Source organism: Paenarthrobacter sp. TRD_SC_7, assembly GCF_056156245.1.
This window is the reverse complement of record NZ_CM149587.1, coordinates 1,628,511-1,652,973: the sequence shown is the minus strand read 5'-3', so window position 1 is coordinate 1,652,973 and position 24,463 is coordinate 1,628,511. Positions and strand designations below refer to the sequence as shown.

General features: G+C 56.8%; 23 protein-coding genes. 8 read left to right on the top strand and 15 right to left on the bottom strand.

Annotated elements, in window-relative coordinates:
• Positions 1-96: 96 nt before the first annotated feature.
• From AC0J5Z_RS08035 to AC0J5Z_RS07980, 12 genes are all read right to left on the bottom strand, one after another.
• Positions 97-633, bottom strand: coding sequence for a hypothetical protein (locus tag AC0J5Z_RS08035; RefSeq protein WP_475038607.1), 537 nt, complete (start codon positions 631-633; stop codon positions 97-99).
• Between the two features lie 177 nt (positions 634-810).
• Entirely contained in the window at positions 811-1,755 is a 945-nt protein-coding gene (locus tag AC0J5Z_RS08030; protein WP_475038588.1) for an ABC transporter permease, read from the bottom strand.
• On the bottom strand, positions 1,745-2,476 hold the full coding sequence (locus tag AC0J5Z_RS08025) for an ABC transporter ATP-binding protein (RefSeq protein ID WP_089595922.1): 732 nt from the start codon (positions 2,474-2,476) through the stop codon (positions 1,745-1,747). Before AC0J5Z_RS08025 ends, AC0J5Z_RS08030 begins: the two co-directional genes overlap by 11 nt.
• Before the next feature lie 95 nt (positions 2,477-2,571).
• Positions 2,572-3,705: an ABC transporter substrate-binding protein gene (locus AC0J5Z_RS08020; RefSeq protein WP_475038606.1), complete on the bottom strand. Its 1,134-nt coding sequence runs from the start codon at positions 3,703-3,705 to the stop codon at positions 2,572-2,574.
• A 4-nt stretch (positions 3,706-3,709) separates the two neighbouring features.
• A complete protein-coding gene (locus AC0J5Z_RS08015; RefSeq protein WP_475038605.1) occupies positions 3,710-5,086 on the bottom strand; it encodes a sulfate adenylyltransferase subunit 1 in 1,377 nt (458 codons plus the stop codon).
• 1 nt (position 5,087) lies between these two features.
• Entirely contained in the window at positions 5,088-6,008 is a 921-nt protein-coding gene (cysD, locus tag AC0J5Z_RS08010; RefSeq protein WP_475038604.1) for a sulfate adenylyltransferase subunit CysD, read from the bottom strand.
• Positions 6,002-6,577, bottom strand: a complete 576-nt coding sequence (cysC, locus tag AC0J5Z_RS08005) for an adenylyl-sulfate kinase (protein WP_475038603.1) — start codon at positions 6,575-6,577, stop codon at positions 6,002-6,004. Before cysC ends, cysD begins: the two co-directional genes overlap by 7 nt.
• Before the next feature lie 76 nt (positions 6,578-6,653).
• Positions 6,654-7,487 carry a glycosyltransferase gene (locus tag AC0J5Z_RS08000; protein WP_475038602.1) on the bottom strand — a complete coding sequence of 278 codons (834 nt, stop codon included), beginning with the start codon at positions 7,485-7,487 and terminating at the stop codon, positions 6,654-6,656.
• A complete protein-coding gene (locus tag AC0J5Z_RS07995; RefSeq protein ID WP_475038601.1) occupies positions 7,480-8,196 on the bottom strand; it encodes a polysaccharide deacetylase family protein in 717 nt (238 codons plus the stop codon). The genes AC0J5Z_RS08000 and AC0J5Z_RS07995 overlap by 8 nt, the downstream gene beginning before the upstream one ends.
• The gene (locus AC0J5Z_RS07990; protein WP_475038600.1) at positions 8,196-11,294 is read right to left on the bottom strand and encodes an AMP-binding protein; all 3,099 of its coding nucleotides are present in this window, start codon (positions 11,292-11,294) and stop codon (positions 8,196-8,198) included. Before AC0J5Z_RS07990 ends, AC0J5Z_RS07995 begins: the two co-directional genes overlap by 1 nt.
• 52 nt (positions 11,295-11,346) lie before the next feature.
• Positions 11,347-12,108, bottom strand: coding sequence for a hypothetical protein (locus AC0J5Z_RS07985; protein ID WP_475038599.1), 762 nt, complete (start codon positions 12,106-12,108; stop codon positions 11,347-11,349).
• A complete protein-coding gene (locus AC0J5Z_RS07980) occupies positions 12,105-12,491 on the bottom strand; it encodes a VOC family protein (protein ID WP_475038598.1) in 387 nt (128 codons plus the stop codon). Before AC0J5Z_RS07980 ends, AC0J5Z_RS07985 begins: the two co-directional genes overlap by 4 nt.
• A gap of 556 nt (positions 12,492-13,047) precedes the next feature.
• On the opposite strand from AC0J5Z_RS07980, the gene AC0J5Z_RS07975 reads away from it, so the two are divergent.
• From AC0J5Z_RS07975 to AC0J5Z_RS07955, 5 genes are read left to right on the top strand one after another with little or no spacing between them, the layout of a single operon-like run.
• Positions 13,048-14,076 carry an Ldh family oxidoreductase gene (locus AC0J5Z_RS07975; RefSeq protein ID WP_475038597.1) on the top strand — a complete coding sequence of 343 codons (1,029 nt, stop codon included), beginning with the start codon at positions 13,048-13,050 and terminating at the stop codon, positions 14,074-14,076.
• Positions 14,073-15,023 carry a Gfo/Idh/MocA family protein gene (locus AC0J5Z_RS07970; RefSeq protein ID WP_475038596.1) on the top strand — a complete coding sequence of 317 codons (951 nt, stop codon included), beginning with the start codon at positions 14,073-14,075 and terminating at the stop codon, positions 15,021-15,023. The genes AC0J5Z_RS07975 and AC0J5Z_RS07970 overlap by 4 nt, the downstream gene beginning before the upstream one ends.
• Positions 15,016-15,759, top strand: coding sequence for a hypothetical protein (locus AC0J5Z_RS07965; protein WP_475038595.1), 744 nt, complete (start codon positions 15,016-15,018; stop codon positions 15,757-15,759). The genes AC0J5Z_RS07970 and AC0J5Z_RS07965 overlap by 8 nt, the downstream gene beginning before the upstream one ends.
• On the top strand, positions 15,756-16,616 hold the full coding sequence (locus tag AC0J5Z_RS07960) for a sugar phosphate isomerase/epimerase family protein (protein WP_475038594.1): 861 nt from the start codon (positions 15,756-15,758) through the stop codon (positions 16,614-16,616). The genes AC0J5Z_RS07965 and AC0J5Z_RS07960 overlap by 4 nt, the downstream gene beginning before the upstream one ends.
• Positions 16,613-17,398, top strand: coding sequence for a sulfotransferase family protein (locus tag AC0J5Z_RS07955; RefSeq protein WP_475038593.1), 786 nt, complete (start codon positions 16,613-16,615; stop codon positions 17,396-17,398). Before AC0J5Z_RS07960 ends, AC0J5Z_RS07955 begins: the two co-directional genes overlap by 4 nt.
• Here the strand turns inward: AC0J5Z_RS07955 and AC0J5Z_RS07950 are convergent.
• Positions 17,376-18,632 carry an ATP-grasp domain-containing protein gene (locus tag AC0J5Z_RS07950; RefSeq protein ID WP_475038592.1) on the bottom strand — a complete coding sequence of 419 codons (1,257 nt, stop codon included), beginning with the start codon at positions 18,630-18,632 and terminating at the stop codon, positions 17,376-17,378. The two genes, AC0J5Z_RS07955 and AC0J5Z_RS07950, sit on opposite strands and share 23 nt — an antisense overlap.
• Before the next feature lie 98 nt (positions 18,633-18,730).
• On the opposite strand from AC0J5Z_RS07950, the gene AC0J5Z_RS07945 reads away from it, so the two are divergent.
• From AC0J5Z_RS07945 to AC0J5Z_RS07935, 3 genes are all read left to right on the top strand, one after another.
• Positions 18,731-20,002, top strand: coding sequence for an ATP-grasp domain-containing protein (locus AC0J5Z_RS07945; RefSeq protein WP_475038591.1), 1,272 nt, complete (start codon positions 18,731-18,733; stop codon positions 20,000-20,002).
• Complete coding sequence (locus tag AC0J5Z_RS07940) at positions 19,995-21,245, top strand: MFS transporter (RefSeq protein ID WP_475038590.1); 1,251 nt, start codon at positions 19,995-19,997, stop codon at positions 21,243-21,245. Before AC0J5Z_RS07945 ends, AC0J5Z_RS07940 begins: the two co-directional genes overlap by 8 nt.
• A 115-nt stretch (positions 21,246-21,360) precedes the next feature.
• Positions 21,361-22,626 carry a nucleotide sugar dehydrogenase gene (locus AC0J5Z_RS07935; RefSeq protein WP_475038589.1) on the top strand — a complete coding sequence of 422 codons (1,266 nt, stop codon included), beginning with the start codon at positions 21,361-21,363 and terminating at the stop codon, positions 22,624-22,626.
• Between the two features lie 103 nt (positions 22,627-22,729).
• On the opposite strand, the gene AC0J5Z_RS07930 is transcribed toward AC0J5Z_RS07935, so the two are convergent.
• A complete protein-coding gene (locus tag AC0J5Z_RS07930; RefSeq protein WP_475038588.1) occupies positions 22,730-23,674 on the bottom strand; it encodes an ABC transporter permease in 945 nt (314 codons plus the stop codon).
• Positions 23,664-24,395: an ABC transporter ATP-binding protein gene (locus AC0J5Z_RS07925; protein WP_089595922.1), complete on the bottom strand. Its 732-nt coding sequence runs from the start codon at positions 24,393-24,395 to the stop codon at positions 23,664-23,666. Before AC0J5Z_RS07925 ends, AC0J5Z_RS07930 begins: the two co-directional genes overlap by 11 nt.
• Between the last annotated feature and the right edge of the window lie 68 nt (positions 24,396-24,463).

Sequence of the window (24,463 nt, the reverse complement as noted above, 5' to 3'; positions counted from 1 at the left end):
GACGCAAGGGCTCGACGGCGGGAGGTCGCCGTCGAGCCTTTGCGCGCCGTCCGGAAGCCGACTGTTATGCAGCGGCCGACGCGAAGTGCCGAGCGCCTAAAGCGTGTCTGGATCAACAATTGTCGTCGGGTAAGGCTTGCCCGGCCTGAGAGGGGAGATGCTGACGATCTTCCAGCCTTCCCCGGATTTTGCCAGTTCAACTTTTTGGTCGTAGATGTAGCCTTCGCTGGGGCCTTGCACGCCGTTCACCGGACCGTGTTCCAGCTGTGTCTGCTCCGAAATCTCTATGTTGGCGCCGGCATCGGTGATGGTGAATTTCTTGATGGTGATCTCCGAGCCGCTGTCCGTCAAAAGGACGCCATGGGGAGCAATCGCGTCCCTGCGTTGGTGGAGCTGTCCGTACTCCAGCTCAATACGCTCAACTGCGTCCGGCACGAAATCCTGACTGATCTCCTCCTGAGTGGAGGAGAAACCGGGGACAACTTGATGATTCCTACGGTCGATTGCCCGCTCGATAAGAGTCTGAACAGCGGCCTTCGCTTCCGCGTCGGGCTGCGGGGCCGCCGCTGCACACGACGTCACGGCAAGCAATGCAACTACCGCAGTCACCGTGATTCTTTGCTGCCTGGTCATGACCTGCCACCCTTCACACGACTCCCGGGAATCGCCTCCCCCACGTGCAAAGGCTGGTGGCAACGTAGCATGTGGTCCGGGTCGAAACCAGATCCGGCCGGGAAGGGCGAGTTTTTGTACACGTAATGCACCTATGAAGCACTCTTAAGGGCATCACGTGTACAAAAACTCGAACGGTTAGCGGCTGCTTCCCGCCAGCAAGCCCCGGCGCTGCAGCAAACGCTTTTCAATGGGCCCGAACACCAGGAGCTCGATCAAGATGCCCACGAACAGGATCAGCAGGATCGCGGACATCACAATGGTCATATCGGAGAGCAAACGGCCCTGATCCAGCAACGAGCCCAGCCCGAACCCGATGGTTCCGCCCACTGCAATGATTTCCGCGGCCATGAGGGACCGCCACGAGAAAGCCCACCCCTGCTTCAAACCGCCGATGTAACCCGGAAGCGCGGCGGGCAGGACAATCTGGAGCGCCATCTGAAGCCGGTTCGCGCCAAGGACTGTGCCCACGCTGCGGTACTGCGGCGGGATCTGGTCCACGCCGGAGATCAGCCCGTTGATGATGGACGGAATGGCGCCCATGAACACCACGAAGTAGACGGTGGCGTCGGTCAGGCCGAACCAGATGATCGCGGCAGGAACCCACGCCACGGAAGGGAGCACCTGCAACCCCGAAATGAGCGGCCCGAACGCGCGGCGCAAGGGAGCTACCTGAGCCAGGATCAACCCCACGGGAGTAGCGATGACTACGGAGATCAGAAAGCCGATCACACCACGTTGCAGCGATGTCCATACCGCTTCCTGGACTTTGCCTTCACCCCACATCGACACGAACTGGGTGAGGACGTCAAGGGGCCCGGGAACGAGGTCGCGCCGTTTGAATTCAAGCGAAACGTAGAACTGCCACGCGAGGATCAGGACCACCAGCGCGGCAACGGGCAGCAGCACGCGCTTCCATTCGATACCGCGCTTGCGCCCGCTGTCCGACTGGAGGTTGTCCAGGCCGGCTTCAAGGTCCCGGAGTTCCGAGGCGTTGCCCTTCAGCGACGGCGAGGTGATGTGCTCTTTGGAATCTGTCACGGGAAGGGTCCGCTCTTCGGTGGTGATGGGGTTACTTGGCATGGCGGCGGATCTCCTCGCGAAGACGACGGGTAATGACACCGGTCAGCTCCCCGGCACGGCCGGCATCGGTACGGTGTTCCTCGGTGACGTCCCATTCGGCCACCACGCGGCCAGGACGCGAGGACAACAGCAGCACGCGCTGACCCAGTCGAACAGCTTCGCGCACATTGTGAGTGACGAACACGATGGTCCGGCCCGTTTCCTTCCAGATCCGCTCAAGCTCGTCATGAAGAAGGTCGCGGGTGATCGCATCGAGGGCAGCAAACGGCTCATCCATCAGCAGCAGTTGCCGGTCTTGAGCCAGGGAACGGGCCAACGCAACGCGCTGCCTCATGCCGCCGGACAGTTCGTGCGGACGCTTATCCCCAGCGCCGCCCAAGTGCACCAGTTCCAACAGCTCGGTGGCACGGGCACGACGGCTCGCCTTGGTGCTGGACTTGTCCGCCAACTGCAACGCCAACTCAATGTTGCCGCGCGCGGTCAGCCACGGGAACAGGGCCGCGTCCTGGAACATAAAGGCAGCGCCGTCGCTGGGTACTTCAAGAGCGCCCGACGTCGGCGGTTCCAGTCCCGCCATAATGTTCAGCAAGGTGGACTTACCGCAACCGGACGCACCGAGGAGGGCAACGAACTCGCCTTGAGCGATGGTGGCGTTGACGTCGTCCAGCACCGGGGCGCCGTCGCCGAAGCGCTTGCCCAGGTTCTCGAGTACGACTGGCATGGTCCCGTCCTTCGTGTTGATTGGTAGAGCTGATGCGGCCAAAGGCCGGTCCGCTCCCCCATGATTCGGAGGGAAGCGGACCAGCCTGTTACTGCTTAGTCCTGGCCAAGACCTGCTGCTGAGGTCTTCTTGCCTTCGACCTCGTTCAAGGTGCGGAGATCGAAGATGCCGTTGATGTCGGCCTGCTTGGTGGTGCCGGCCTTCACACCGTCTTCGAGCAGCTTGTTGTACGTCCCGGCCAGCGGGTCGGTGATGAACTTGATGTTCTGCAGAGCCCGTTCGATCACGTTCGCCGGAAGCGGCTTGCCTGCAGTGTCCTTGAGGACCGCGTTGATGGTGGTCGCCTTCTCCTCAGCCGAAGCCGCGTTGAGCCAGTTCACGGATTCCACATGGCCCTTCAGGAGTGCCTTCACAGTTTCCGGGTGCTCGGCCGCGAACTTCTTGTTCACGATCAGGATGGTGGTGGTGAAATCACCGTTCTCCCACAAATCCTTCTCATCCACCAGGACCTTGGCACCGGCTTCGAGCACCAGGCGGGAGGCCCAAGGCTCAGGCAACCACGCGCCGTCGAGCTTTCCATCCTGGAAGAGCTTCAGCGACTGGGCGTTCTCAGTGGGGTTGATGTTGACGTCACCGCTGCCATCAGTGTTGGTCTTGAAACCTTGATCGCCCAGCCAAGCGCGGAGGGCCACGTCCTGGGTTCCACCGAGCTGCGGGGAGCTGAGGATCTTGCCCTTGAGGTCCGCTGCGGAGTTGATCTCCGGGTTAACCACCAACTGCGCACCACCGGACGCTGCACCGGCGATGATGCTGATGGACTCGCCCTTGCTCTTGACGTAGGAGTTGATGGCCGGGTTCGGGCCGATGTACGTGGCGTCGATGGCGCCGGCGTTCAGGGCTTCGATCGCGGCGGGGCCGGCGTTGAAGACCTGCGTGCTGAGCTTGGTGTCACCCAGTTCCTTGGCGATCAAGCCATTGCTGGTGCCTACCAGCGCCGGGCCGTGAGTGACGTTGCTGAAGTAGCCGAGCTTGAGTTCAGCTGCAGGCGATGTGGTGGGGGCCGGTGCGGCCTGGTTGTTCTGCGACACAGCGGAAGCAACTGCGGCGCCCGCACCGATCAACAGCACAAGGCCGACGGCCAGGGCGATCTCAACAGTGCGGCGACGCTTGGGCTTGGGTGCGGTCTCACCGGCGACGATGCGGGTGGTACCGGAATCAGGTTTATTCAAGAAGTCACCTAGTGGGAGGCTGGAGCAAAATTTCTACGGCAGGGATCACATCGACAGCGGGGGCATGCTTCTGGCATCCATCGACCTTAGCCAGGGGATCTCCCACCATGCCGGCGCCAATTGTTGCTCCGGATTCCGGGTCTATGATCAGGAATGCCCCAGTCGCTGGCATATCGGAGAAATCGTCCATGGCGAGCGGTTCCGAGGCCCTAAAGGTGCCAGCAAAAATGTCATTGAATCGAGCTGGCCCATCGCAACCTGCCCATTCCGCATCCTCGACATTCCAACGGCGATGGACTGACGTGAGTACACCTCGGACTACCTTGGTCCCTGCTTTAATCAAAACCCGCTGATTCGGAGTTGACTGCTGTTCATGAAACCAACAGACTGTGGCATCAATGCTCTGGGTTACGGATGGTTGTTGCTCCGAGACCTTAGCGAGCATTTGTCCGCGGCCAATGTCCAGCTCGTCACACAGGTGCATTACTACAGATTCACCTGCAAACGCTGAGTCCGCTGGCCCAGTAGGGGTGTCGATTCCGGCAACCGCAGAGGACATTCCACCAGGCAGCGCTGTCACGGAATCCCCTACTCTGATCTCCCCCGACATGATGCGGCCAGCAATCCCTCGATACTCCGGATAGTCCCTTGTCCTAGGGCGGATTACGAGCTGAACTGGTAAACGAAATGCTCGAGCAGCTCCGTAGTTCTGATTGTTGACTTCCTCAAGGACAGATAGGAGAGTCGGTCCGCTATACCAAGCCCCTGCCGAACCCTCCGCTGTGTTCACTACGTTCTGACCTGTCCAGGCGCTGACTGGAATGATTTTCAATTCTTGGATGCCTAAACGGTCAGTGACGCCACGAACTTCGGCGGCCACGGCGTTAAATAGGTCTTCGTTCCAGCTGACAGAATCCATCTTGTTGATCGCGACGGTGACGTGCCTGACGTTCATTAGTGACATAACGGCGAGATGACGTCGAGTCTGTTCCCTGACGCCCTTACGGATGTCGACCAGCACGAGCGCCGCTTCTGCTGTCGATGCTGCGGTTACGGTGTTCCTGGTGTATTGGACATGTCCCGGAGTGTCTGCCAAGACGAAAGAGCGCTTTAGCGTGGTGAAGTAACGGTACGCCACGTCGATGGTGATCCCCTGTTCACGCTCAGCACGCAGCCCATCCGTCAGAAGTGCAAGATCCACTTGGTCAGCTCCGCGACGGCGCCTGACCGACTCCAAGGCTGCATACTGGTCGACCAGAATCGACTTCGTGTCATGCAGGAGCCGACCAACGAGGGTTGACTTTCCGTCATCCACCGATCCAGCAACGACGAGGCGCAACTGTGGAAGAGCCAAGGTTGAGGCGTTGCTATTTGCTGTCATTCTAGAAGTACCCGTTCCGTTTTCGATCTTCCATGGCGGCATCCGACACCCTGTCGTCAGCCCGGGTAGCACCGCGCTCGGAAAATCGGCTTCCAGCCACCTCAGCGATTACGTCTGCCAAGGTAGTGGCAGTAGATTCCACCGCGCCCGTGCAAGAACCATCACCAACAGTGCGGTAACGAACCGTCTTTCGGAGCAAGTTCTCTGAACCGGAGGGACCACCCCAGGGACCGGGTGTCATCCACATCCCGTCCCGTAACCACACTTCGCGCTCATGCGCATAGTAAATGCTCGGCAGTTCCACGCCTTCAGCGGCGATGTACTGCCACACATCAAGCTCCGTGAAGTTACTGAGGGGAAAGACACGAGTGTGCTCGCCAGGTGCGTGCCGGCCGTTGTATATCGTCCACAGTTCGGGTCTTTGCCTACGAGGATCCCATCCTCCGAGGGAATCTCGAATGGAAAAGATCCTTTCCTTGGCTCTCGCTCTGTCTTCGTCGCGACGAGCACCACCCAGTACTGCGTCAAAGCGATTCTGCTCAATAGTGTCCAGCAATGGAATGGTCTGCAGCGAATTCCGGGATCCATCCGACCTCTCGGAAATGCGGCCGTCAGCGAGCCAGTGCTCCACCTGAGCCACAATTAGGTTGATACCGCTCTTATTCGCAACATGATCACGGTAACGGATGACCTCTGGAAGATTATGGCCCGTGTCTATGTGTACCAAGGTGATCGGCAGCGGTGCGGGCGCAACTGCTTTACGAGCGAGGTGCAAGAGCACGGCCGAGTCCTTTCCGCCGCTGAAAAGCAATGCTGGGCGATCGAATTCGGCAACGACTTCGCGAATAATTTGAATTGCCTCAGCCTCAAGTTCGCGCAGTGCCGCGACGCGCGGTCGGGAACGATCAATGGAATTCAGCATGCCTTAATTTTCTCCCTAACCATTTCCATCACGACCTCTACGGACCGTTCCACTGATTCCAAGGTTGTATCCACGATTAGATCGGGACTCGCAGGTACTTCGTAAGGGTCATCCACACCGGTCAGATGCTTAAGGACACCCGCTGCTTGCGCGGCGTATAGGCCCTTAGTATCTCTGCGGGCGCACTCATTCGCACCTGTAGAGACGTAAACCTGCAGGTGGCGGACACGGTCCCTTCCATGCTCCGCTCGTACTTTGTCGCGAGCAGACGCATACGGTGCAATCACAGGGACCAGGACTATCACTCCGTTACGGGCAAGCAACCGCGCCAAATACCCAACCCTCGCCACATGGGAGTCGCGGTCCTGACGCGAAAATCCCAAGTCGCGGGAAAGGCTGCGCCTAATCTCGTCACCGTCCAGAACCTCAACGTTCCGATTCATTGCACGAAACCGCTCGGCAACACCTTCAGCCAAAGTAGATTTTCCGGCGCCAGACAAACCTGTAAACCAGACGGTAACGCCCGAAGGCCCCCTGTCTCCGTTGCGACCCAGACTAATCTCATCCACAGTGTTCCCCTTTAGCGTGCACTGAATATGCGTTCCGTGTGGCGCCGACCCTTGGAGCCATTGAAAACCTTCTCCTTTATCTGTCTTGTTTGGGAAAAGTAACTCTGACTTGGTCGGAACTGAGCAAGGTGCTACTCAGACTGTGAAGAACCTGAAGTGCGACGTTCATGACTGCACTTCCCGTGTCCGTTTTCCATGGAGCCGCATAAATACTGCTGTAGACATCCCGGGCGCCGCGTGCGAGTGGAACTCTTCTTCGGACCTTTCCAGATCTCCACGCTTCAACGGCCGCCTTCCGGATGCCCTTGCTGTTTCGGTGAAGGATGCGAAGTCTCGGCTCGAACTCGACAATAGTTCCTACCGTTAGCAGACCCTTGACTAATTCATTGTCAGCAGCGCTCTGGACATCAGGGAAACCGCCAACAGCTAGAAAATCCTTTGTGAAGACTGCTGAGTTGCCTCCAGCAAAGAAGGACACAGAGTCCTTGGATGAGAGCTTGGCATATCGGGCTTCATAGCGCCATTGCCTTCCACGGGAAACCACTCCGTCGTCCAACGGAAGAATCCGTCCGGTCACTGCCCTGCAGGACACTAATGCTTCGGATGCCACATCAAACCAATCCGGAAAAACCCGGGCATCGTCGTCAAGGAAGGCCAACACATTGCCACGGGCTGATTGTGCGGCTGTGTTGCGACTTACTGCCGCGCCAGCATGCTGAGTGTTTCGAATTACCCGCACAGGCCAGGGCAGTCCTGCAGGAGCTACAACAGGACTTTCGCTGGCATCATCGACGAGCAGCACCTCAATAATCGCCCGAGTTTCCGTCTCAGTCAGACTGTCCAAGAGTTGACTGATATCCCAATGCCGATTTCTTGTGGCGACAACTACAGAGAACATTAATTCACTCATTGTGACCCCAAGCCTCAATCAAGGATTTCCACAACTCAGGATGGCCTGCAGGCAGATAGGTTCTTCGAATTTGGTGAGGATGAGTATCCCAAGGTTTTGGTGCACAACGAACAGTACCAAAGCCCAAAACGCCATCCGGAATTACCTCAGTGTCGGGAATCGCACCGAAAGGAAAGGCGAAGAGCTTGGAACTTCCGTCGTGGAACTGATTGGCCCAAGCTAGAGATTCAGACACCTCCACACGCGCATCAGATTCCGGCAGAGTGTCGAGACGCCTATGGGATACGGTGTGCGCTCCAATGTAATGACCATCTTCTCGAAGAGATTGATACTCCGACAGGGTCAGATAGTTTTCCCTGACACTGGTTGCTGAGCGACTCCCCATCCGTCCGGCGATGCCGAAGAAGACTGCTTTAATACCTCGCTCTGCCAGGAGTGGTGCGGCGTAGGTATAATTGTCTGCGTACCCGTCGTCAAAAGTGAACAGACACTGGTTCCCGCCAGAGACGGGTTGAAATAGTTTCTGAGGGTCAAGAGCGTCGAAGCGCTCCAGCACCAAATCAAGTCCCATGCGTAAATCATCCGGCGTGATAGAGGTATAATGCTTGAGTTCCGGATGAACATGATGAAAGTATAAGACGAGGGGCCAGCCAGGGCTGGAACCCTGCGCTGGCTGGTTCTCTAGACTGATGTCATCAATTTCAATCATCAGCCAACGGGGCTTTCCGCGATCCCTGCTCGCTCGATATAACAAACAATTGCATTCAAAAGCTCCTCGATATCGACTTGCGAAAAGTGTTCATGACTGAATTTCACCGAAATTTGGAGTGAATTTCCGATTATGTCGCCTTCGAACATCAGAAGGTATCGCTCTTCCTGGTGCGGTGAGCGGTTCCTTCCGAAGCTCTCCTTGGCCTCACTGAATACACGAAGTGAATCTCGCTCGAGTCGCAGAAGGTGGCCACGAAAGTTGAGCCGTACTCTCGAGTTGGGCACCTGCATAAGTTGGCTGCGTGTCGTAGCATCCGGCGAGAAAAAGCGAAGAGCATCAAAGCCAAACGGCCGGGGTGGCGCTGCCAGCGGCCCACTCAGCGCCTCCTGCATATCTGCGATGGTCGGCTCGCACGGGGAGAGCCGAGTCGGAAAAGTTGCTTGGAAATAGCCGGCTGCCGCCGTCACTTCCAAATCCTGACTCCAATCTCGGGAGTGGGCGTATACATCGATCTGTTGCAGCTTTCTTTCCGTCCATGCCGACAGTCCATGGACAATCCCGAGCAGAGTAACGTCCTTGGGGTAAATGCCATGCCGGGGCAGGTCTTTGAGTACACGTCCTGCCGCCTCACCCTCGAGGTTTCGAGTAAGTGTCACCAGCGAAGAAAGGATTGGGTTCTGCCTTGTTGCTCTCAGCGACGGCTTAAGTTCGTCTACGTCATCATTCAATAACGCCAACCAAGAACTTGCATCCAGTTCTGCTTGAGGTGTGGTTACCCATTGACGAACGGCAGCCGAGTATTCGCTAACGGGACTCGCATTCACGTTGTCTGGAAGGACACGATCTTCAAGTGAATATTTGGATATAAGTTCAAGGTCATCGGTGAGGTTGGTCATGGAAAGTCCGTCGACAAATAGGTGATGTACGGCGATAAAGAGCCAAGTCTTTCTCCCGTGATACAAGAGACTCAGGCGCCAGGTCGGGCCTCTCTCGATGTTGATAGCAGCGGCAATTTGTTGGCATGCGTCCCGCACCTGTCCTGGATCGTCTGACGGGAGTTCACGGGAGCTAATCACAGACAACCCGTCATAGGTAATGCGTCGCAATGCGCTGGTCTGTCTGTCGAGGACCAAGTTGAGTGATTCATGCCGGGAGGACAAGAGCCGACCCATCGACTGAAGATCTGCGTCACGGAGACCGGCTGGCACTTCGAACAGCGCGGCCAACCAAAAGTGGTTAGGATCTACGATTTCCCCCGCACTCAGCCATCGAGCCTGGGCGGGAAGCAGCGGAACAGCAGACTGTACTAACTTCGGTGCAACAGGAAGCTCGGTTGAACCCAGCCCCACGATCCCGGCGGCCATGGCGGAACTTGTCCGCTTGGAATGCACTGTTTTCGTGTCAAGGTGGAGGCCGAACGCGCGGGCAGCTGCCACTAGTCGCATGGCCAGGAGAGAATCAGCACCGTAGTCAAAGATGTCATCGTCAGCGCTGACTTCAACCCCAAGCAAGTCACTGACGATTCGCCGAATACTATCCCTGATTTCGTGCTGAGCCACTGGGGTACTCGATTGAAGGGTTTCAGCAAAACGTCGTTCTGCTGAAACAGAATCCGCAAGGGCACGTCGATCAACTTTCCCACCCGGAGTCACCGGGAAAATGTCCACGAAATCGATCGTCAATGGCACGGCGTACGCTGGCAGGACCTCGTGGCAACGGGCAAGGATGTCTTGGACGGATGCAGTCGCTTCCGGCCGAACTATCACCGCCGCATGCATTTCGTTTCCGCCGTATTCAGTCGCTGTGACGAAGGCGGCCGCGTCAAGCACACCTGCCCCTTGGCGTAGTGCGTACTCGACGTCGCCGAGTTCAACACGGTGTCCCCGAATCTTTATCTGACCGTCCCGACGTCCTACGAACTCGAGCGCGCGGTTCGCGCGACGTCGAACTATGTCACCTGTGATGTATGCACGATTGCCATGAACCGAGGTAAAAGGCCCGTCTTCACCTGGTGAGGCCCCGAGATATCCACTGGACATGATGTCGCTGATAATCCAAAGCTCACCTTCGTCTGAATTGGCTATATCCGGCACAACCAAAAGTTCTCTGGATCCGACAGGTTCACCCAGCGGCAAACCGGTTCCTTCTTGAGGCAGTTCCATGGCCGATTCAACCGTGTAGGCACTCACAGTGATTACACATTCAGTCGGGCCGTACCCGTTGACCAGCTTCGCTTCTCTGAAAGCTGAATTGAAGTGTGCATGCGCGTCTTGGAGGCTGGCTGACTCCCCGCCAATGACAACGGTACGGACATGAAGTCGAGGAGGTTTCAACTCGCCTTCCATTACTCTGCATGCAACCCTCCAATAAGCAGTTGGAAGCTGAAGCACCGTAACGTCTTTCTGCTCGCAAAGATGAAGCAGCTCCTCGGGCGTGGGAGCGGGGCCCTCCGCTCGGAAGGCGAGAGAGCCACCCACGCCCAAGGTGGGCCACACCTCCTCCATGGCTACATCGAAGCTTGGGCTGGCAAACTGAAGAACGCGATCATTGCCGGCCAAACCCAACAAGTCCGCCCAAGCCCTGCAGTGCTCAGCGAGAGCCTGGTGCGCTACGCACACGCCTTTCGGCCTGCCCGTAGAGCCTGAGGTGAAGATAACGTAAGCCTCATCAGATTGGCTCATACTGTGCCATTCGGGTTCTTCCAGGCCTTCGGGCACGTCCGGCGGATTGAGATCAATGCAGACTTGCGGTAGCGAAGTGGTCCTAAGCTTGCCATGTGGCTCATCCGCCACGAGGATCGCTTGAGGCATGGCGTCGTCGATCATGCCATGAATTCGTTGTTCCGGCATGTCGGGATCAACCGGGACGACAGAGAAGCCAGCCATCCAGGCGGCAAGCGTTCCAATCGCCGCTTTCGGGCCATGTTTCGCCACCAACAGCACTCGTTTGCCCGTACTTGAAGCTATCGGTCGAGGCAACGCTCGCGAGTGCATCAATGCAGTTGACCAGACCTCTTTTCGGGTGAAGGAGATATCTCCAAAGACGAATGAGATTGCATCGGGGTCGGCGTCAACAGTTTGTCGAAACGAAGTCACCACGTCCACCGAACATTGCGGTGCTGGAGGACAAGACACTCTCTTCGATGACTCAGACAATTGCAAGTCCTGCTACGAGCATCTTGCTCTTTTCCACATGCTGACCACTGAGACCCTCCACCGTGTGTGGGCGGACACGCGCATAAGCCCAACGCCGAGTAACAGTGGACGCCCTGCGATCGCCGAGTTGCTCATCGGTTATGGCCTTCTCCGTCATGACCGCGCAGGTGTGAAGTGAACTCAACGGATCGAGTATCCACGCTAGCCCGGCTTCGACATGCAACCCGACATCCCGGAAGTCGTCGCGTACGCAACTCTCAACGGCAGCAGCGGTCTCTTCAATGCTTCGAATGACTGGGGCTAGATAAGCAGAGCTCTTCGCTGCTGAAATTGAGTTCAGGGCGTCGGCCAATATCGCTGCTGTTCCCTGTCCAAGTGCTGCGCCTGCTGCAAGAGCATCATCCTCTTCAATCCATCCCGTGGGCGACCAGCGGGGAGACGTCTCGCCGACCAGCAGCTGAAGATCAACGCTGACCTTGGAGACATCCCTGTAAACTCGCCATCTGCTCATTGCTGCAAGGAGGATTTCCGCTGGAGAATCCAGCGCACTGTAAGGACTGGAAACATGCGATATGGCTGCGGCGGCGGCCTCCAGCGTGACTTGCTGATCAGCCAATCGTTCAACTAGGTAACCAGAGCAGCTTGGTTCCGCTGCTGCCTGAGCAGCCGCAATCCACAGCCGTTCCAGACCCTCGAACGAAATATCCCCCAACTCCCTGTTACCGGCGGTGGCCCACCCTGAAATGGGCGTCATCGCGTAGCAGGCTCCAAAAACTCAAGCCGATTGCCCTGCGGGTCATTTGCATAAAATCGTCTCATCCCCGGGAAGTTGCTATCCCAAGTGACTTCCACTCCGTGGTCGCTAAACCGGGCAGCGAGCTCATCGAGTTCGCTGATAAGTATCCCAGGGTGTGCTTTGCGAGCTGGGTGGAAATCTTCTTCTACGCCCAGATGAACTTCGAATCCACCTCCCCGGAACCAGCATCCACCGCGGGCCGCCAGCACTGGCGGCTTTTCCAGTTCAGTCAGCCCTAAGATGCCGACCCAAAAGTTGCGACATTCCTCTTCGGTACCGGGCGCGATTGCCAATTGGACATGGTGAAGCCCTTGGAAAGTGTTATCGACACGATAGGTCATAGGATATTCCCCGTCTAGTAAGGCTGATTAATATCTGGTAAGGCTGATTGACGAATACTATACGCTGAACAAAATAGCAGATTGGAAGTGGGTACGATGCCTGACACTTGCGTGGACGTATCAGATTTGGTTCTTGTGGTCGGTGACCAGTCTCTGGGACACGGGGCCACGTTCAGCCTGGCGCAGGGAGAGATCCTTGAGCTTTGGGGAGGGACCGAGCGGGAGCGGGAGAATCTCGCGGACGTCTTTGGGGGAACAAGAAAGGCCACATATGGAGCTTTCGGCTGCCATATCTGCGGAACTTCGCCGCGTGCAGGCTCTCGTCCACGAACGCCTGATTGTTGGAGGCGAGAAGAAGATGATACGCGGAATACAACCCATGCTGTGGTGCTCAGGGCCGATTTTGAAAAGCCCGAATCTGCTGGTCAGCTCGCCGGAAAATACTCATCCGAAGGTTCCTCAGTCATCGTTTTGACCCCATACCAATGTTTGAAGAACGCCTCCCTGGCGCTCCAACTTAGAACGGCTCTCGTCTCAGAACCCCGAAGGAAGCTCCATGGCCACTAATACTCAAAAGACAGTTTGCATTGTTCCTGATGACCTAATTTCCAGGGTGGCTAAAACGTTGCAAACCGCCGGCATGTCCTCTGGCGATTCCGATATCGTGGCGCGCGTACTCGTTGACGCCAGCGTTCGTGGACACCACTCGCATGGAGTTGAACTCCTGCCGATGTATCTCGATCGGATTAGATCCGGTGGTATTAGTCTCTCGTCAACGCCTCACTGGATCGGATCCAACGAGGGAGTCGTTTCCATTTTAGATGCGTCTGGAGGCCCGGGTCAGGTTGCCATGTCCAAAGCAGTTGACCACGCACTGTCCCGCGCACTCATCCATGGCGCTGCGGTAGTTGGAGTTCGGGGAAACAACCATATTGGAATGCTGGCTGCATATCGCCATGCATTCGTCGATAACGATGCCACCGGACTGCTGCTCAACATTTCCGGCCCCAGTGTCGCCGCTCCCGGTGCCCAACGGGCTACGTTGGGCAACGGGGCCGTTTGCCTGATTTCGTCGATCCCCGACGCTGAGCCTTTCGTCGCAGATTTTGCGACGGGAACTGTCGCCGCCGGAAAGATTCGGCATCTTGTCAATACTGGTGAATCAGTTCCGCCAGGGTGGCTGTTGGACAAGGACGGGAAGCCAAGCGCAGTCCCGCAAGATCTCGATAATGGCGGCTCCGTGCCCGTTTTCGGTGGATATAAAGGTCTTTGCGTTGCCTTGATCGTTGAAGTACTTGCCGGCATTCTCGCTGGCGACACGATCAGTCCGCGCGTCAATAAACAGCGCCAGCAGCCATCACTGCCCATGGGCTGCTCACAATTTATACTGGCTTTGGACCATAAGGCGTTTCCGACGGGAGATCGAGGACTCCTTCTTGGGAACCTGAAGAGGGTCATCGAAGATGCCTATGACTTCTTGCCTGAAACGTACTTCCCGGAGCAAATGGAACTCAGAAACACGACTGCGGCACTGGCTGAAGGTATACCTGTTCCAGGCTCATTGCTGGAAGTTCTCAAACCATGAACCAAATGACGCGCACCGGCAGCGAGGTCGGTGTTGCCGTCGTCGGGGCCGGCCATGCGGGGCGCCAACACGTGCAAGCCGTTTCACAAGCCAAGGACATCTCGTTGGTCGGCTACTTTGATCCGGCTGTCGATGCGGCATTCCCCGCCGAACACCGCTTTTCCGAATTTACCGAAATCCTTGAGGATAAGCGCGTGGATATTGTCTCCTTTTGCTCGCCTCCGGGAACTCGGGCTGATGATATACGCCAAACCCTTGACGCAGGCAAGGCAATCCTTCTGGAGAAGCCGCCAGCCGCAAGCCTGGAGGAATTTGACGCCATCACGGCTTGGGTCGCAGAGGCGGGGGTTCCGGCAGGGGTCATGCTCCAACACCGCTTCCTGCTTCCGCCGGCTTCGCGAATTCCGCCGCTCGCGCACGAAGGCATCGGGCTGGTCGAAGTTTCCCGACCACGACCGGCCGACCGCTACCGAGACCTCTCATGGCGCTCTGATCCACGCCTAGCATTAGGAGGAATCACCGCCCACCTGGGAATTCACTATCTCGACTTGGCATGCTCTGTTCTCGGCGAAGCATCGGAGGTGCATATCGACGCTCTCGACACTGTTGGACGCAGCATAGATGTCCGCGTACGAGGGCGGGTCACCTTTGACACGGGTGCGGAGTTATCGTTCTTTGTCACTGCCACCTCAATGCAGCGGAGTGAACGCGTAGCCATCTTCGCACCGCACTGGGCAATGACGGTCACTGACGGGAGGGTCGAGATCGCTGGAGCTCAACTGCCAGTGCCGCGTGCAGAGTTTGTAGAGCATCTTCGAGTATCGGTATATCGAGACATGCTCGCAGCGATACAAGCGGGTCGACAACCCGAAGTATCAGCTCTCAGCAAGGCTCGATCGGTCATGGTCATCCTGGAGGCGATCCGGAAAGCTGCTAACCATGGATAGACCGTTTTCACTGGTCCAACCCAGCGTTGGCTTTTCTTCCGGATCATTTCCGGATATGAGCGGTCCAGAAGCATCAATAATGGTGCGGCAGCTGGGCGGTTCCGTTGTGGATCTGCGTGCCGGCAAGGGTCACAGGTGGGAAAGTGCCGGCATCAGACCATTCGTTGACAATGGCATTCCCGTGGCTTTCATCGGACTGAGCGCTGTGCTGGGCAGGGACACACATCCCGAGGTCAGGGTCCGACATCGCACCGCTCTATCTTGGGGTCTGCCCGTCAAAGTATTTTGCATGGACGGAGCCATGCTTAGCACGCACCAGGCCGCGACCAGTGCGTTGCTGGACTTCCTGATCGATGCCGTGGGAGATCCGCGTAAAATCTTGGTCGAGACTCATGATGGCTTTGCATCTGTCAATGAGCTCCTTTTACTGGCACAGAACCATAATGTGGGGATACTTCTTGACTCACTTGGACTGAGTCGTATCAGCAGGAATCCCATGGAAGATCTGACGCGACTTTCAACCTACATTGATGCCGTACAGGTAAAGGGTTTTGACCATAGTTCACCACATGCGAACGAGCATCGTCCGATGGAATCCAATGACCAGTTCCACCATGAACTGTTTGCTAGAGCAGGACCTATTAGCACAGTGACTATCGAGTCACGGGCAGGAACGTTGGAATCTGATCTCCGAGTCGTGCAGGATCTACTGCAAATCAGACGGGAATATGTATGAAGTTGGCAATTATAGGTGACGAAATCAGCCAGGATCTCAACGAAGTGCTTTCGACTATGGCTGAACGAGGATTCACCGGTCTGGAACTCCGATCTGTCTGGGACACGCCACCGCATCTTCTTAGCGATGAGCAGATCGACCGGATAGGTCGAGACTGTAGAGCCGCGGGAGTCCAGATCATCGGAGTTGATTCACCTGTGGGCAAGAGGTCAGTCGAACTCACCGTGGGCGACATCGCTGAAGAGCGACAGAGATTGCAGCGTGCCATCGATACCGCTGTAGCTCTAGATGCGGCATTTGTTCGATGTTTCACTTTTTACCGCGAGAAGCTTCCCCAACCAGAGCATGCAGCAAACTCTTTTGCAAAAGTCAGTAGTGGCATCGACTTCAGAAATCGAAGAGTTCTGATTGAAACCGGAATGCGGACCAATACGCCAACAATTGCTACCCTCCTTCAATTCCTTGAAAAACTTGAACGGAGCGATCTTGGTATTCTATGGGATCCGGGAAACTCTCTATACAGCGGCATGGAGAAACAGCCTTTTCCCAAAGACTGGGAACTTGGCAAGCACAAAATTGAGCACATTCATGTCAAAGACCCAGACGGAGGCCGAGAATACGTGCGATTGGGCGACGGCGACATCGGATGGCAATCGGTCATAGAAAAACTTGCAGCAGAAGGCTACGAAGGATGGCTTTCGCTGGAGACGCACTGGCGCTCCAACCGTATTCTGACCCAAGACATCCGTGACGAGCCTTGGGGACAGTCCTTCTCCGAGGGTGGCAAAGGTGCCAGCTCGGAGTGTATGCAGATCCTGGCCCGGATGGTCGAGTTCGCCTCAGGTCGTTCATCATGAAAGCCCCCCTACTGCTACTAGGTAGTCAACGCTCCGGAACAACTGCTTTAGGCTCCGTACTCGCGGACGCTTACGACTCGTCAAACGGAATTTTCACCGCTAATGGCAAACTTCCGTACTACCTTTGTCGATGGATAACCGACCGGGACATAGAAGCACGGCATTTGCGAGTTGATGAGATCCTTTACTCCATCCGCCGAAAGACCCCGATAGGCCCCCGGGCAGGCGAATGGGTGCTACGCGTAGAGTCAGCCCTGCGCGAGGTGGCCTCTCTCGTAGCAAATGGGCAATGGTCAAGTGGGGCTCTGGCCCTCCGACGGGAAGTGATAGTAAGGACCTATCGCGGATGTGACCGGTGGGGAGACAAGTACAACGAGTACCTCTTGGACTTGGCTGATGTCTTGGAGATGCTGCCAGAAGCACGGATCATCATGCTGTTTAGGCACCCGGAGGCCGTGGCATCTTCAATGCTCAGCTGGTCGGGCGACAGGCCGTGGCGCCCAACCAGCCGCGAAGGCTGCTGGGAAAAATGGCGATACTGGAATCAACAGTGGTTGGATTTATCGGACACAGTTCCGCCGACGAGACGAATGGTGGTTGAATACACAACCGTCTGTGACTCCCCCCAAACTCAGTCCGAGCTGGCCGACTTCGCGGAAATCCCAGTGTCACTTCTCAGGACAAGACTCCGGAGTGTGCGTCCGACTGCAGGCATCGACATCCCGAAGTCCTTGGTTCAAACGTGGGATTCCTTGGTAGCTATGACTGCCGACCGCCCGTGACAATCGTCCACCGAAGCTGTGCCAGTGCACCCTTGGCAAGTTCATAGGCTTCTTTGCTCGTTTCACCACGAGCCCTCACCCATGCCAGCCTGCTTCTACTGTCAGTGGTCAATTTCAGTGTGTCGCCAACTTCGGCCAGCATTTCCACCTTTCGAACACCTTCGAGCTCCAGGACTTTTTCCATCCCTTGGATAGCCTCAAGTTCACCGCTGGCGGGGACCAAGGAATAGGCAATCGCTTCGTAGGAGGCCGGATTCTCGAGCAACGCTGAGTCCAGTTCCTCGAGGACAGGGATGCCCACGCTTTGCCTTGCAGAAGCCAGGACAAGGTCCACCCCCAGGGCATCCTTGACCATCTCAGGTATCTCATCGCCGGCGGGACGCAGGTGCAGCTCGACAATGTGGGCAGTGCCTGTCCGGGGGGCAAAAATTACCTCAGTGTGCGTGATCCCGTCCTCCACACCCAGTGCGTCCAGGCAGCTCTTCACGAGCTGGGTTATGGCCTCTTCGATGTCCGGATCAAGTTTGGCCGGAAGGACGTGCCCGACCTCCACGAACGACTCAGGATCCTTGAATTTCTGAACGATACAAAAGATGCGATGAGTGCCCATTTCCGAAAAGGCCTCAACACTGTACTCATCTCCCTCGATGAACTGCTCCATTAGAACCCTCGGTTCATCGAGCCCCTTCGTGGCCGCAATGCACGCCTTCAACCCCATCCTCAATTCCGTTGAGTCCGCAGCCTTGAATATGCCCAGGCTGGCTACGCCGCGGACGGGCTTGATAATCAACGGATAACCCAGCTTCTTGGATGCCTCCACGACCGAGGCGTCGTCCACTGCTTCGACCGCCCTCGTACTATCTACACCGGTGGCAGACAGCACTTGCCGCATGGCGTGCTTATCGTGAACGAATCGGACCGTATCCGGCGATGGAGCACGCAGCTTCAAAGCTGCACCAATAGCGGCGGCCTTGTCTTGATCTTTCTCACTGTACGTCGCCACGTAGTCGATGGGGTCGAAACTATGAATCCACTCAGCAGCGTCTACCCACTCTTCCGGAGAGCTGTCGTCGCGGAACACCATTGTGCGCTCACTGTCATCGATTGTCCGCACACGCGGTAGCACCTCGGCACGGCAAAAGACGGAAAGCTTCAGCCCAGGCTTGGCCTCAAGTGCCAATGCGGGAACCTCTCTGCCGCCCCCAATAACCAGCAGATGTTGAGTGTTTGTCATCCCTAAAACCTCCGATTTGACTACTGTGTGACCTCACGGTCAATTATTTGTACTACTCTAAAGGCTTACCGGACCAAGTGAATGGACTAGGAGATGAAGTGACACGAATTTTGGCATTAGGCGGTAAGCCAAGACTGCTGGCTAAGGCCGCCACCCTCGGCATTGAAGTGGTGCAATTCGTGAAACCTTCTCAGGTTGATGATGCTGCATGGTCAGTTTGCAGTGAGGTTCATATCGTTGACTTTCAGAACCCCGTACAAGCACTCAATCTCGCTCGGGACTTGCACGAAGATAACCCGTTCACACGTGTTATGACCCAGACCGAATCTGCTCAGCAAATGGCCGCCTTTATCGGCCAGGAGCTCGGCCTGCGTGGAAACGGGTTCGCGTGCGTGGATTTACTCCACAATAAGTTCCTGCTGCGGCAAAAACTCAATGAACTGGGTCTGGGGGTTGTTGCGGCTTCAATTGTGGACAGTCGCTCGGCATTGGAAGACTTCTTCTCGCAGCACGGACCTCTCGTGATGAAGCCCCGCAACGGCTCTGGAAGCTTGGGGGTACGCTTTGTTGATTCGGCTGAAGATCTGGGTGAAGTCTGGGAGTGGGCGGAGGCCTTTGGCCTGGAGAATCCTCTGGTCGAAGAGAGGCTGCGAGGAACGGAAATCAGCGTCGAATCCTTCTCTTCAGCCGGCGTTCATCATGTCTTGGCCATGACCGGCAAGGACACCGCTGGTGGCACGGTCGAGTTAGGACACGTAGTTCCGTTCATTCCAGAAACTGCTCAGCCCGTGGTCGTTCTCGTCAGCGCGATGCTGGACGCGGCAGGATTCGTAGAGGGGGCGGCTCACACAGAGTTGGTGCTAACCGCTTCAGGACCTCGAATAATCGAGTCACATGCTCGCCGAGGTGGAGATCGGATCAACGATTTGGTTCAAATCGCCCACGGAGTTGACATCGAGGAACTTAGTTTCCGGCTTGCTTTGGACCACGAGGTCCGACCGGAAACCAAAAATCTCGGCGCTGCTGCCATAAGGTATTTGGTCGCCGAACCCGGGATCGTAGAGGCGGTCCACGGGTTCGACGAGTGTGAAGCTTCCGATGGCGTCGTGGAAGCTTCAATCCAAGTCTCGGTCGGGGACCGAGTTCACCCCTTACGTTGGTCCGAAGATCGCATCGGCTGGGTCCTGGCGCGAGGGGCGTCTCCCGGAGAGGCGATGCGAGCGGCAGAAGCTGCACTTGCTCGAATCCAGATCAAGACCCGCAAGGACGACTATCAGGTAGACGACACTCTCGGGAGCCTGCTGGCAGGTGTCGACGAAGTACTCGACTCATTTGCAAGCTCCGGTCCGGCCGCTTCGCACGATGATTGATGCAAAGAAAGGTGTGGTTGAAACCTTGTGGGCGGACCCGGTCCGACGCATCCTTTCCCTTAATTCGCTGATTAGCTCGTTCGGTAGCGGACTATTTCTTGCCGGCAGCGTCATATATTTTGTCAAAATTGTAGGCTTCGCTGAAGCCCAGGTCGGCATTGCACTGTCTTTGGCAGCACTGGTGGGCTTCTTGACGACTGTCCCAATTGGGCACATCGCCGAACGCTTTGGACTTCGACGAACACTCGTCGTTATCGCCGTGTACCGCGGCGTCGGCTACTTGTTTTATCTACTTATAACTGAATACTGGCAGTTCCTCGTAGTCGCTTGCCTACTCTATATCGCCGACCGGGGAGGTCCAGCGATAAATCAATCAATGGTTGCTGCCATCATGCCGAGCCAGATCATGACTCGCACGATGGGCTTGATCCGCAGCATTCGCAATGCAGGGCTCACCCTCGGATTCCTTATGGCAGGATTGGCCATCCAGTCCAACTCAGAATTCGCGTTTCGCCTGCTCATCGTAGGAAACGCCCTCAGCTTCTTCATCAGCGCGTTCCTCATCCGGCGCCTTCCGAACCCTCCCGCACCTCGGACGGAGGGGGCGACTCCAACAAGGAATAAGCAGCCATGGCGCAACCCCAGGCTAGTTGGCCTGACACTGATAAACGGCCCCCTCTACCTGCATGACACTCTCTTCATGATCGTCCTACCGTTGTGGATTGTCAGCAACACCCAGGCACCCCTATGGTCTGTCACTATTATGCTTACGCTCAATACCATTCTGGCCGTGACTTTTCAGGTACGCGCGACGAGTTATGCCGACACCTACGGCAAAGCCCGCTGGGCATTGCCAATATCAGGCGTGGCTCTAGCAGCCGCCTGTGCCGCATACAGTGGAAGTGGTCTTGACATTGGCGGGACCAACTCTTTCGTCCTCCTACTTCTCGGCACTCTCCTAATCACTGTCTCGGAGTTACTCCATAGTGCCGCCGGGTGGCAGCTGTCGTTCGAACTTTCTCCCAAGGAAAGCAGGACACCGCATTTGGCATTCTTCGGCCTTTCGTTCTCAGCTGAAGAAATAGCCGGACCCGCACTTGCAATGTATCTGCTGGTAGCGGCTGGTAACTCAAGCTGGCTGATCATTGGCGGATTCGTTCTCCTTGTCTCTCTGATTAGCCCTCTCATTATTCGAGCCGAGCCTAAGAAGGATCACGTTATCACCAACTCCGTGTCGGGCTAGACGCCGGAGAAGTGATCAATGGAAATGTTTTTCCAATGGAATCTGGCATGGGAAATAGAATGCTGCGTCACAACCAAATTTGTTAACGTACACACGCACTAGCATGGGACTGATAATGGAAACGGTAGTCGTTATCGGGCAGGGATATGTTGGCCTGCCGTTGGCACTTGCGGCAAGCAAAGCAGGGTTCAAAGTCGTAGGCCTGGACTTGAATTCTTCGCTGGTCGATGATCTAAATCGGGGAGTTTCGCACATTGACGACATAAGTAATAGTCAAATGCAACACGGCCTTGATCATCACTACTACGCAACGACCGATCCGCGGACTATCAGCGAGGCCGATGTAGTGGTAGTTTGCGTGCCCACTCCCCTGGACGACGACGGCCGCCCGGACCTCGCGTCTGTGATTTCCGCGGGAAGGACAATTGGGAAGTATGCAAAAGCTGAAACTTTGTGCATCCTCGAATCGACCACCTACCCAGGCACCACAGAGGAAATCTTCGCACCGCTTGTCACCTCTGATATTCGACGTATCGGTCAGGATATCTTCATAGCCTATTCGCCCGAGCGCGTGGACCCGGGCAACCAGACTTACAACATAACCAACACACCTAAGATTGTAGGTGGGATGACCGATCGGTGCTCACAACGTGCGATTCAGTTCTACGAGCGCTTCATCTCACCTGTTGTGACCACTCACGGATGTCGCGAAGCGGAAATGGCAAAGCTCATTGAGAACACTTTTCGTCATGTGAATATTGCTCTCGTCAATGAGATGTTGCGGTTCTGCAATGAGTTGGATATCGACGTATGGGATGCATTGGATGCAGCCGCCACAAAGCCCTTTGGGTATATGCCCTTCCGTCCAGGACCTGGTGTGGGCGGACATTGCATTCCAGTCGACCCGTCCTATCTTTCTCACCGTATCAAGGCAAAACTCGGGTACCCCTTCAAGATGGTGGAAACCGCTGAAGAAATAAACCAAGCGGCTCCAACATATGTGGCTTCCCGAATCTGGCAGCGACTCAATGCTGAGAAGACTGCGCTGAATGGGGCGTCCGTACTACTCCTAGGCGTCACCTACAAGGCTAATATTTCGGATGTCAGGGAGAGCCCAGCCTTGCCCATTGCCAGCAAGCTACATTCATGGAATGCCAACGTCATGTATCACGACCCCTTCATTCCTGTCTGGGATTTCGGCAATGAGGGCTTCATCTTGGAACGTGTCGTCGACCCCTACGCAGCAGCCCGGGAAGCCGACATTGTCGTCCTCCTCCAGAATCACGCAGAGTACGATCTCAACAGATTTTCCCGATGCGGGACACCCTTGCTGGATACCCGGGGGTTGCTCCCACGGTCCCCCACCGTCGAACGTCTCTGAGATAGGTCGAAGGACGGAGAGATTTGGTCCAGGGCCCTACCTTCTCCAGGAAGTCTAGGTCTGGCTGCTACGCTCTTTGCCAAATTCGGAACGGGGGTCGGACCTAGCGGCTGCTTCCCGCCAGCAAGCCCCGGCGCTGCAGCAAACGCTTTTCAATGGGCCCGAACACCAGGAGCTCGATCAAGATGCCCACGAACAGGATCAGCAGGATCGCGGACATCACAATGGTCATATCGGAGAGCAAACGGCCCTGATCCAGCAACGAGCCCAGCCCGAACCCGATGGTTCCGCCCACTGCAATGATTTCCGCGGCCATGAGGGACCGCCACGAGAAAGCCCACCCCTGCTTCAAACCGCCGATGTAACCCGGAAGCGCGGCGGGCAGGACAATCTGGAGCGCCATCTGAAGCCGGTTCGCGCCAAGGACTGTGCCCACGCTGCGGTACTGCGGCGGGATCTGGTCCACGCCGGAGATCAGCCCGTTGATGATGGACGGAATGGCGCCCATGAACACCACGAAGTAGACGGTGGCGTCGGTCAGGCCGAACCAGATGATCGCGGCAGGAACCCACGCCACGGAAGGGAGCACCTGCAACCCCGAAATGAGCGGCCCGAACGCGCGGCGCAAGGGAGCTACCTGAGCCAGGATCAACCCCACGGGAGTAGCGATGACTACGGAGATCAGAAAGCCGATCACACCACGTTGCAGCGATGTCCATACCGCTTCCTGGACTTTGCCTTCACCCCACATCGACACGAACTGGGTGAGGACGTCAAGGGGCCCGGGAACGAGGTCGCGCCGTTTGAATTCAAGCGAAACGTAGAACTGCCACGCGAGGATCAGGACCACCAGCGCGGCAACGGGCAGCAGCACGCGCTTCCATTCGATACCGCGCTTGCGCCCGCTGTCCGACTGGAGGTTGTCCAGGCCGGCTTCAAGGTCCCGGAGTTCCGAGGCGTTGCCCTTCAGCGACGGCGAGGTGATGTGCTCTTTGGAATCTGTCACGGGAAGGGTCCGCTCTTCGGTGGTGATGGGGTTACTTGGCATGGCGGCGGATCTCCTCGCGAAGACGACGGGTAATGACACCGGTCAGCTCCCCGGCACGGCCGGCATCGGTACGGTGTTCCTCGGTGACGTCCCATTCGGCCACCACGCGGCCAGGACGCGAGGACAACAGCAGCACGCGCTGACCCAGTCGAACAGCTTCGCGCACATTGTGAGTGACGAACACGATGGTCCGGCCCGTTTCCTTCCAGATCCGCTCAAGCTCGTCATGAAGAAGGTCGCGGGTGATCGCATCGAGGGCAGCAAACGGCTCATCCATCAGCAGCAGTTGCCGGTCTTGAGCCAGGGAACGGGCCAACGCAACGCGCTGCCTCATGCCGCCGGACAGTTCGTGCGGACGCTTATCCCCAGCGCCGCCCAAGTGCACCAGTTCCAACAGCTCGGTGGCACGGGCACGACGGCTCGCCTTGGTGCTGGACTTGTCCGCCAACTGCAACGCCAACTCAATGTTGCCGCGCGCGGTCAGCCACGGGAACAGGGCCGCGTCCTGGAACATAAAGGCAGCGCCGTCGCTGGGTACTTCAAGAGCGCCCGACGTCGGCGGTTCCAGTCCCGCCATAATGTTCAGCAAGGTGGACTTACCGCAACCGGACGCACCGAGGAGGGCAACGAACTCGCCTTGAGCGATGGTGGCGTTGACGTCGTCCAGCACCGGGGCGCCGTCGCCGAAGCGCTTGCCCAGGTTCTCGAGTACGACTGGCATGGTCCCGTCCTTCGTGTTGATTGGTAGAGCTGATGCGGCCAAAGGCCGGTCCGCTCCCCCATGATTCG